The sequence below is a fragment of the Kitasatospora sp. NPDC005856 genome (genome assembly GCF_040629945.1).
In the GTDB taxonomy this organism is placed as follows: Bacteria; Actinomycetota; Actinomycetes; order Streptomycetales; family Streptomycetaceae; genus Kitasatospora.
Genome location: NZ_JBEXWT010000074.1, coordinates 1 through 10096, shown reverse-complemented (window position 1 = coordinate 10096; position 10096 = coordinate 1). Strand labels below are relative to the sequence as shown.

1 protein-coding gene is annotated in these 10096 nt (G+C 77.0%); it reads right to left on the bottom strand.

What is annotated here, in order from left to right; genetic code table 11:
- Positions 1 to 58: 58 nt before the first annotated feature.
- Positions 59 to 10096: SDR family NAD(P)-dependent oxidoreductase (locus ABZ449_RS31990; protein ID WP_360353150.1), on the bottom strand; the 10038-nt coding region annotated here is incomplete at its 5' end.

Sequence of the window (10096 nt, the reverse complement as noted above, 5' to 3'; positions counted from 1 at the left end):
CGGCCCCGCGGGAGGCGGGGACGGTCCGGCGGCGGAGGGGACTCCGGGGGCGAGGGGACTAGTCCAGGGAGTCGACGAGGGCGAAGAGCTCGTCGTCGGAGGCGGCGTCGAGATCGCTGTCGTCCGCCGCCAGGCGGGCCCCGGAGGTGTCCGGGCCGTCCAGGCGGTCGAGCAGGGCCCGCAGCCGCGGCGACAGGCCGTCGAGCGCGTGGCCGTCCGCCAGCCGCCGCTCCAGGGCGGCCTCCAGACGGTCCAGCTCGGCGAGGACGGGCTCCTCCTGCGGCGCGCCCTCCCGGGGCAGCCGTTCGTCGAGGAAGCCGGCGAGCGCGGCCGGGGTCGGGTAGTCGAACACCAGCGTGGCCGGCAGCCGCAGCCCGGTCGCCTCGTGAAGCCGGCTGCGCAGCTCCACGGCGGTCAGGGAGTCGAAGCCGATCTCCTTGAACGCCCTGGCGGCCTGGACGGACTCCGCCGAGGCGTGCCCGAGCACGTCCGCGACCTGGGCGCGCACCAGGTCGAGCAGGGCCCGGGCCCGGTGCTCCCCGGTGAGGCCGGCGATCCGGCGGGCCGGATCCTGACCGCCGCCGGCTTCGGCGGCCCGTCGGCCCGGGGCCCGGACCAGGCCGCGCAGCACCGGCGGCACGTCCGCGCCCCGGAAGGCGGCCGGATTCAGCCGGACCGCGACGGCCACCGGGTCGGCGCAGGCCAGCCCGGCGTCGAACAGTTCCAGGCCCTGCTCCTCCCGCAGCGGGGTCAGCCCGCCGCGGGCCATCCGGCCGAGGTCGGCCTCGCCGAGCCCGCCGGCCATGCCGCCCCGGGCCGGGTCGTCGAGCAGCCACGGGCCCCAGGCGATCGAGGTGCCCGGCAGGCCGTCCGCGCGACGGCCGCGGGCGAGGGCGTCCAGGAAGGTGTTGGCGGCGGCGTAGCCGGCCTGTCCGGCGGCGCCGAACACCCCGGCGACGGAGGAGAACAGGACGAAGGCGTCCAGGTCCCGGTCGGCCGTCAGCTCGTGCAGGTTGACCGCGCCGTCCACCTTGGGGCGCAGGACGGTGGCGATCCGCTCGGGGGTGAGCGCGTCGATCACGCCGTCGTCGAGGACACCGGCGGTGTGCACCACGGCGGTGACGGGGTGCTCGTCGAGCAGCGCCGCCAGTGCCGTCCGGTCGGCCGCGTCGCAGGCGGCGAGGGTGACCTCGGCGCCGAGCGCGGTGAGTTCGGCGGTGAGGTCGTCCGCGCCCTCGGCCAGGGGGCCGCTGCGGCTGGTGAGCAGCAGCCGGCGCACTCCGTGCGCGGTGACCAGGTGCCGGGCGACCAGCCGGCCGAGCGCACCGGTGGCTCCGGTGACCAGGACGGTGCCGTCCGGGCGCAGGGCCGGGGCGTCGGCGTCGGCGGTGGCCCTGGCCAGTCGGGGCGCGGACACCGTGCCCCGGCGGACGACCAGCTGGGGCTCGTCGGTGGCCAGGGCGGCGGGGACTGCGGCGTCGGAGGCGTCGGAGTCGTCGAGGTCGAGCAGGACGAACCGGCCGGGGTGCTCGGCCTGCGCCGAGCGGACCAGGCCCCAGAGCGGGGCGTGCACGAGGTCCCGGACGTCCGATCCGGCCGCGTGCCGGGTGACGAACACCAGCCGGGACTCGGCGAACCGCTCGTCGGCGAGCCAGTCCTGGAGGAGCGTCAGCGCCCGGCCGGTGGCCCGGTGCACCCGCTCGGCGAGCGGGCCCTCGCCTGCGGCCGGCCAGGGCGCCAGGACGGTGCGCGGGGCGTCCCCGGCGAGGTCGGCCAGGTGCGGCCGGCCCGGCAGGCCGAAGGCCGGCTCGCCGAGCACGGCCCAGTCCGTGCGGTCCGCCGGGGCCGGGGGCGCCGGGAGCCGCAGCTCGGTCAGCTCGATCCGGTGGAGCGCGTCCCGGCCGCCCGTGCCGGCCCCGGTGATCGCCTCCGGGGAGACCGGACGCATCACCAGGGACTCCACCGAGGCGACCGGCGCACCGGTGGCATCGGCGACGGCGAACGCCACCCCGCCGGTAGGAGCCGGGGTGAGCCGGGCCCGGACGGAGGCGGCGCCGGACGCGTACAGCTCGACTCCGGTCCAGGCGAAGGGCAGCCGGCCGTGCGGGGCCTCGTCGGTGGAGATCCGCTCCAGCAGGGTGGAGGCGGCCATCGCCTGGAGCACCGCGTCGAACATGCCGGGGTGGATGCCGAACCGGGCGGCCGCGGCGCGGCCCTCCTCGGGCAGCGCGACCTCGGCGAAGACCTCGTCCCCGCGCCGCCACAGCGCCGTCAGGCCGGCGAACAGCGGCCCGTAGGCGAAGCCGGTGTCGGTGGCGCGCCGGTAGAAGCCGGTGAGGTCGATCCGCTCCGCGCCGGCCGGCGGCCAGGCCCGGAGGTCGAAGTCCGGGGCGCCGGTGCCCGTGCCGAGCACGGCGTCGGCATGGTGGGTCCACTCGCCCTCGGGGGCGTCCTCCGGGCGCGAGTGCACGGTCAGCGGGCGCCGGCCCGCGGCGTCGGCCGGGCCGACCCGCAGCTGGAGCAGCACGCTGCCGGTGCGCGGCAGGACCAGCGGCGCGAGGTGGGTGATCTCCTCGACCCGGTCGCAGCCCACCCGGGCGGCGGCGTGCAGGGCCAGCTCGGCGTAGGCGACGCCGGGGACGACGGTGCGGCCCATCACCCCGTGCTCGGCGATCCACGGGTGGGACCGCTCGGAGAGCGAACCGGTGAACAGGAAGCCCGTGCCGTCGGCCAGTTCGGCCATCGCGCCGAGCATCGGGTGCTCCGGCGAGCCGAGTCCGGCCCCGGCCAGGCCGACCGGGCCCTCGGCGTCCTCCAGCCAGTACCGCTCGCGCTGGAAGGCGTAGGTGGGCAGCTCGGTGCGGCGGGCGCCGGGCACGAGCCGGGACCAGTCGACCGCGGCGCCGCGCAGCCGCAGCGCGGCCAGCGCCTCGACCAGGGACTGCTCCTCGGAGCGGTCCCGGCGCTGGGCGGCGATCAGCGCGAACCCGGAGCCGGGCAGGCTCTCCCGGCCGGCCGCGGTGAGGACCGCGTCCGGGCCCAGCTCCAGGAAGGTGGTCACGCCCCGGTCGGCGAGCGCGAGCAGCGTGTCGTGGAAGCGGACGGCTTCGCGCACGTGCCGCACCCAGTACTCGGGGTCGGTGACCTCGGCCGGCAGCGGGATCCGCGGCTCGTGGTACGTCAGCGAGCCGGCGATCTCGCGGAACTCCGCCAGCATCGGGTCCATCAGCGGGGAGTGGAAGGCGTGGCTGACCCGCAGCCGCCTGGTGCTCCGCCCGCGCTCGGCGAGCGTGCCGGCGACGGCCAGCACCGCGTCCTCCTGCCCGGCGATCACCACGGCCTCGGGGCCGTTGACCGCGGCCAGCGAGACCTGAGCGCCGAGCAGCGGGAGGACCTCCTCCTCGGTGGCGCGGACGGCCACCATCGCGCCGCCGGCGGGCAGTCGCTCCATCAGCCGGCCGCGGGCGGCGACCAGGCGGGCGGCGTCGGCGAGCGACAGCACCCCGGCGACGTGGGCCGCGGCCAGTTCGCCGACCGAGTGGCCGGTGACGAAGTCCGGCCGCAGGCCGAAGGATTCGACCAGGCGGTAGAGGGCGACCTCGACGGCGAACAGGGTGGGCTGGGTCCAGCCGGTGCGGTCGAGCAGCTCGCCCTCCTGGAGCACCACCTCGCGCAGCGGGCGGTCCAGGTGCCGGTCCAGCTCGGCGCAGACGGCGTCGAAGGCGTCGGCGAACTCCGGGTGCGTGTCGTACAACTCCCGGCCCATGCCGAGGCGTTGTGCGCCCTGGCCGGTGAAGAGGAAGGCCGTCCGCCCGGTCGCGACGGTGCCGCGCAGGCCGCGGCCCGCGGCCAGCGCCTCCAGGCCGCGCAGCAGGCCCTCGCGGTCCCGGGCCGCCACGGCGCCCCGGTGCGGCAGCGCGGCGCGGGAGGCGGTCAGCGAGTGGGCGAGGTCCGGCAGGCCGGTCTCCGGGTGCTCGGCCAGGAAGGCGGCCAGCCGCCCGGCCTGGGCCGTCAGCGCCTGCTCGGAGCGGGCCGAGAGCAGGAACGGCAGCACGCCGTGCCCGACGGGGGCGGCCTCCCGGTCGGCGGGCTGTTCCTCGGGGGCCTGTTCGAGGATGACGTGGGCGTTGGTGCCGCTGATCCCGAAGGAGGAGACGCCGGCCCGGCGCGGGCGACCGGTCTCGGGCCATTCCCTTTCCTCGGTGAGCAGTTCGACCGATCCGGCCGTCCAGTCCACGTGCGGGGTGGGCTCGTCCACGTGCAGGGTGCGGGGCAGCAGGCCGTGCCGCATGGCGAGCACCATCTTGATGATGCCGCCCACCCCGGCGGCGGCCTGGGCGTGCCCGATGTTCGACTTCAAGGAGCCGAGCCGGAGAGGGAGTTCACGCTCCTGGCCGTAGGTGGCGAGGAGGGCGTTGGCCTCGATCGGGTCGCCGAGGCGGGTGCCGGTGCCGTGCGCCTCGACGGCGTCGACCTCGGCGGCGGTGAGGCCGGCGGTGGTCAGGGCCTGGCGGATGACGCGTTCCTGGGCCGGGCCGTTGGGGGCGGTGAGGCCGTTGGAGGCGCCGTCCTGGTTGATCGCGGTGGCCCGGACCAGGGCCAGCACCGGGTGCCCGTTGCGGCGGGCGTCCGACAGTCGCTCGACCAGCAGCACGCCCACGCCCTCGGCGAAGCCCGTGCCGTCGGCGGAGGCGGCGAAGGCCTTGCAGCGGCCGTCCGCCGACATGCCGCCCTGCCGGTCGAACTCGGCGAACAGCCCGGGCGTCGACATCACGGCCACGCCGCCGGCCAGGGCCAGATCGCACTCGCCGCGGCGCAGCGCGGCCGCCGCCAGGTGCAGGGCGACCAGCGAGGAGGAGCAGGCGGTGTCCACGGTGATCGCCGGGCCCTCCAGCCCGAAGGTGTACGCCACCCGGCCGGAGATCACGCTGGCCGCGCTGCCGTTGCCCAGGTAGCCCTCGACCTCGTCGGGGACGCGGCGCAGCCGGGAGGCGTAGTCCTGGCCGCTGGTGCCGGTGAACACGCCGACCCGGGTGCCGTGCACCGAGGCCGGGTCGATCCCGGCCCGCTCGAAGGTCTCCCAGGAGGTCTCCAGCAGCAGCCGCTGCTGGGGGTCCATGGCGAGGGCCTCGCGCGGGCTGATGCCGAAGAAGGCGGCGTCGAACTCGGCCGCGTCGTGCAGGAACCCGCCCTGGCCGCCGGGCTCCCAGCCGCGGTCGGCGGGGAAGCCGCTCAGCGCGTCGCCGCCGGCCAGCAGCAGCCGCCACAGGTCCTCCGGCGAGCCGACCCCGCCGGGGTAGCGGCAGCCCATCGCGACGATCGCGATGGGGTCCTGGTCGGAGCCCGGGCCGGCGGGGGCGGTCGGCGCCCCGCCGGAGGCCGGGGCCTGCCCGTCGAGCAGCCGGCCGCGCAGGTGACGGCCGAGCGCGGTGGGCGTCGGGTGGTCGAAGACCAGGGTGGCGGGCAGGCGCAGCCCGGTCGCCGTGCTGAGCCGGTTGCGCAGCTCCACCGCGGTCAGCGAGTCGAAGCCGAGGTCCTTGAACGCCCGGTCCGTGTCGATCGCCTCGGCCGAGCCGTGCCCGAGCACCGAGGCGGCGTGGCCGCGGACCAGGTCCAGCAGCAGCTCCGTACGGTCCGCCTCGGTGAGGGCGGCCAGCCGGCGGGTCAGTGCCGAACCGCTCGGCCCGGACGCCGCCTCGGCCTTGCGCCGGGCCGGGGCCCGGAGCAGGCCGCGCAGCAGCGCCGGGACGGGCCCCCGGCCGCGCCGGGCGGTCAGGTCGAGGTCGGCCGGCATCAGCAGCGGCTCGTCCAGCAGGGCCGCCGCGTCGTACAGGGCCATGCCGAGCTCGGAGCCGAGCGGGGTCATTCCGCCCTCGCTCATCCGCTCGACGTCCCGGGCGTCCAGGTGGCCGGTCATGCTGCTGCGCTGCTCCCACAGGCCCCAGGCGAGCGAGGAGCCGGCCAGGCCGTCGGCGCGGCGGTGCTGGGCGAGGGCGTCCAGCAGCGTGTTGGCGGCCGCGTAGCCGCCCTGGCCCGCGCCGCCGAGCACACCGGCGGCGGAGGAGAACAGGACGAAGGCGGCGAGGTCGTGGCCGGCTGTCAGCTCGTGCAGGTTGAGCGCGCCGTCGACCTTGGGCCGCAGCACCGCGTCGATCCGCTCGGGGGTGAGCGAGCCGATCACGCCGTCGTCGAGGACGCCGGCGGTGTGGACGACGGCGGTGAGCGGGTGGTCGGTGGGGATGTCGGCGAGGGTGGTGGCGAGTGCGGCGTGGTCGGCGGCGTCGCAGGCGGCGACGGTGACGGTGGCGCCGAGCGCGGTGAGTTCGGCGGTGAGGTCGTCCGCGCCCTCGGCCAGGGGGCCGCTGCGGCTGGTGAGCAGCAGGTGGCGCACGCCGTGTTCGGTGACGAGGTGGCGGGCGAGCAGGGAGCCGAGGGTGCCGGTGCCGCCGGTGATCAGCACGGTGCCGGCCGGGTCGAGCGCGGGCGGCACGGTCAGCACGACCTTGCCGATGTGCCGGGCCTGGCTGACGTACCGGAAGGCGTCGACCGAGCGGCGGACGTCCCAGGTGGTGATCGGCAGCGGTCGCAGCGCACCGGCCTCGAACAGGGCGACCAGCTCGGTCAGCATCTCCTGGATCCGCTCCGGGCCGGCCTCGAACAGCTCGAAGGCGCGGTACGCGACGCCGGAGTGCCGGGCGGCGACCTCCTCGGCGTCCCGGATGTCGGTCTTGCCCATCTCGACGAACCGGCCGCCGCGTGGCAGCAGTTCGAGCGAGGTGTCGACGAACTCCCCGGCCAGCGCGTTGAGCACGACGTCCACGCCGCGGCCCCCGGTGGCCGCCAGGAACCCGCGGCCGAAGTCCAGGGTGCGGGAGTCGGCCAGGTGGGCGCCCTCCAGGCCGAGCGGCCGCAGCGCCTCCCACTTGCCGGTGCTCGCCGTGCCGTACACCTCGGCGCCCAGGTGGCGGGCGAGCTGGACGGCGGCCATGCCCACGCCGCCGGCGGCGGCGTGCACCAGGACGGACTCGCCGGCGCGCAGGGCGGCCAGGTCGGTCAGCGCGTAGTAGGCGGTGAGGAAGACGATCGGGGTGGACGCGGCCTCGGTGAAGTCCCAGCCCCGCGGCATCCGGACCAGCAGGCGGTGGTCGGTGACCGCGGTGGTGCCGAAGGAGCCGGCGAACATGCCCATCACCCGGTCGCCGGGGGCGAGTCCGGTGACGTCGTCGGCGACCTCCAGGACGGTGCCGGCGCCCTCGTTGCCGAGCAGGCCGGCCTGGCCCGGATACATGCCGAGCGCGTTGAGCACGTCGCGGAAGTTGAGGCCGGCCGCGCGCAGGGCGACCCGGACGTGGCCGGGGGCGAGCGGCTCCAGGGTGTCGGGGCAGGCCGTCAGGGTGAGGTTGTCCAGGGTGCCGCGGCCGGTGGTGTCCAGCCGCCAGGGCGTACCGGCGGGCGGGGTGAGCGCGCCGGAGCCGGCCGCGCGGGCCAGCCGGGCGGCCAGCACCGTTCCCTCGCGCAGGGCGAGCTGGGGCTCGCCGGTGGCGAGGGCGGCGGGCAGCGCGGCGGCCGAGGCCGGGCTGCCGTCCAGGTCGACCAGGACGATCCGGTCCGGGTTCTCGGACTGCGCGGAGCGCACCAGGCCCCACGCGGCGGCGCAGGCCAGGTCGGTGACGGCCGCGCCGGGACGCACGGCGACCGCGCCGGTGGTGGCGAGGACCAGCCGGGCCCGGCCGAAGCGGTCCTCGGCCAGCCAGGTCTGCAGCAGGTCCAGTACCCGGTGGGTGACGGCCCGGACCTGCTCCGCGGTGTCGCCCTCGGCCGGTGCGTCGATCCGCACCAGGACGGCCTCCGGCACCTCGGCGGGCAGCGTGTCCAGGCTGTCGGTCCGGTACGGCTCGACGGTTTCCTCGGGGAGCGGGACGGCGGTCCAGTCGAGCCGGAACAGCGAGTCGGGGGTGGCCGGCCGGGCGACCGCGCCGGGCGTGGCGATCGGGCGCAGCACGAAGGAGTCGGCGCTCGCCACCGGGGCGCCGGAGCGGTCGGCGACCAGCAGCGAGACACTGTCCCGGCCGGTGCGGCTGAGCCGCACGCGCAGCTCGGTCGCGCCGGAGGCGTGCAGGGTCACGCCGCTCCAGGCGAACGGCAGCAGGCCCAGGCCCTCGCCGCCGTCCACGTCGCAGCCCAGCGCGTGCAGGGCGGCGTCCAGCAGCGCCGGGTGCAGCCCGTAGCGCTCGGCCCGGGGCCGCTGGTCCTCGGGCAGCCGGACCTCGGCGTAGATGTCGTCGCCGTCCAGCCAGGCGGCCCGCAGGCCGCGGAAGGCCGGGCCGTAGCCGAGTCCGCCCTCGGCCAGCCTGTCGTAGTACCCGTCCAGGTCGACGGCGGTGGCCCCGGCGGGCGGCCAGGCGGTCAGGTCCTCGGTGGCGGTCCGGAGGGTCTGCGGGGCCTGGGCGAGCCAGCCGCTGGCGTGCCGGACCCAGGGGGCGTCCAGCGGCGCGTCCTCCCGCAGGGAGTGGACGGTGACCTCGCGCCGGCCGTTCTCGTCCGCCGGGCCGACCCGCAGCTGGAGGGCGATCCCGCCGGTCTCCGGGAGCACCAGCGGGCTCTCCAGGGCGAGTTCGTCGACCCGGTCGCAGCCGGCCTGGTCGCCGGCGTGGACGAGCAGGTCGAGGAAGGCGGTGCCGGGCAGCAGGACCGAGCCGAGCACGGCGTGGTCGGCGAGCCAGGGGTGGGTGTGCAGCGAGAGCCGGCCGGTGAGCAGCAGGCCGTCGCCGTCCGCGAGGGTGAGCGAGGCGCCGAGCAGCGGGTGGTCGGCGGAGCCGAGGCCGAGGTCGACGGCGTCGCCGACGGTGGTCGCGGTGGTGTCCAGCCAGAACCGCTCGTGCTGGAAGGCGTAGGTGGGCAGGTCGATCCGCCGCGCGCCCGGGAAGACGGCCGGCCAGGCGACGGAGCGTCCCCGGACGTGCAGGGCGGCGAGCGCCGTGCGGAACCGGCCGGGCCCGCCGTGGTCGCGGCGCAGGGTGCCGGCCGCGACGGCGGTGGCCTCGGCGGAGTCCAGGGTGTCCTGCACGGCGGAGGTGAGCACCGGGTGCGGGCTGACCTCGACGAAGAAGGCGTGGCCGTCGGCGGCGAGCGCGCGGACGGCCTCCTCCAGCCGGACGGTCCGGCGCAGGTTGCGGTACCAGTACGCGGCGTCCAGGGCCGTGGTGTCCAGCCAGGCGTCGTCCACGGTCGAGTAGAACGGCACCTCGGAGGTCCGGGGGGCGACCGGGGCGAGCAGGGTGAGCAGCTCGTCCTGGATCCGCTCGACGTGGGCGGAGTGCGAGGCGTAGTCGACGGGCACGCGCCGGTTGTGGACCCCCCGGGCGTCGAGGGCGGCCTGGAGCTCGTCGAGGGCGTCGGCGTCGCCGGAGACCACGACGGAGGAGGGGCCGTTCACGGCGGCGACGGAGATCCGCTCCTGCCAGGGGGCGAGGTCGATCCGCTCGGCGGGCAGCGAGACGAGCAGCATGCCGCCGTGGCCGGCGATGGTGGTGATGGCCTGGGAGCGCAGGGCGACGACGCGGGCGCCGTCGCGGAGGGTGAGGGCGCCGGCGACGGTGGCGGCGGCGATCTCGCCCTGGGAGTGGCCGATGACGGCGTCGGGCTGCACGTCGTGGGCCTGCCAGAGGGTGGCGAGGGAGACCATGACGGCCCACAGGGCGGGCTGGACGACGTCGACGCGGTCGTAGCCGGGGGCGCCGTCGGTGCCGCGCAGCACGTCGATCAGGTTCCAGTCGGTGAACTGGGCCAGGGCGTCGGCGCATTCGGAGATTCGCTTGGCGAACGCCGGTTCGGTGTCGAGGAGTTCGACGGCCATGCCCGCCCACTGCGACCCCTGGCCGGGGAAGACGAACACGGTCTTGCCGGTCACGTCGGCCGTGCCGGAGACCAGCTGGGCGGGCTCCTCGCCGGCCGCGAACGCCGCCAGGGCGGTGGCCAGTTCGGCGCCGTCCTCGGCGACGACGGCCGCGCGGTGGGCGAACTGCGTGCGGGAGAGGGCCAGGGAGTGGCCGAGGTCGGGCAGGGCGGGGGTGGCGGTGGCGGTCAGGTGGTCGTG